Consider the following 732-nt stretch of genomic DNA (forward strand, 5'->3'; position numbering starts at 1 on the left):
CCGCGCCGCTCTGCGGGCGTTTGTGCCACGGGTGCGGAATGTGTCAGCGCGGACGGACCTGATCTCGGAAGGCGACACGCCCAGCGACGTTCATCTCATCCTCGACGGCTACGCCTGCCGCTACAAGATGCTCCCGGACGGCCAGCGCCAGATCATGGCCTTCTTCGTGCCGGGCGACTTCTGCGACCTCAACGTGTTCATCCTCGACCAGATGGACCACGCCATCGGCACGATCTCGCCTTGCAAAACGGTCGAGATCCCCCGGGCCGCCATCGAGGAGATCACAGCCCACCACCCGCAGGTGACGCGGGCCCTGATGTGGTGCGCCCTCGTGGACGAGGCCGTGCTGCGCGAGTGGCTGGTCAACATCGGCAGTCGGCAGGCCGACCAGCGGATCGCGCACCTGTTCTGCGAGCTGCTGCTGCGCGTGGAGGCGGTGGGACGCGTCACCGACAACAGCTACGCGTTCCCGTTCACCCAGACCGATGTCGCCGACACGATGGGCTTGTCAGACGTGCAGGTCAGCCGCAGCCTGCGAGAGCTGCGTGCGCTCGGTCTGATCCACCTCAAGCACCGGGTCCTGACGATCCTAGACGTCGAAGGGCTCAAGGCGTACTGTGGGTTCGATCCCAATTACCTCCACCTCAGGAACGCGCGTTGGAGTAGCCGCCGGCAGGTGCCGTGGCTGAGCAGCGTCCAGGGCGGGTAAGCTAGTGGGCCAGGACAACGTCG

At 66.0% G+C, this 732-nt stretch carries 1 protein-coding gene; it reads left to right on the forward strand.

Annotated features, from left to right (window positions below):
- Positions 1 to 709, forward strand: a 709-nt coding sequence (locus MKK84_RS28090; protein WP_313899373.1) for a Crp/Fnr family transcriptional regulator, incomplete at its 5' end; no start/stop codon positions are given.
- Positions 710 to 732: the final 23 nt, after the last annotated feature.

This window comes from Methylobacterium sp. E-065, assembly GCF_022829605.1.
Taxonomy (GTDB): domain Bacteria; phylum Pseudomonadota; class Alphaproteobacteria; order Rhizobiales; family Beijerinckiaceae; genus Methylobacterium.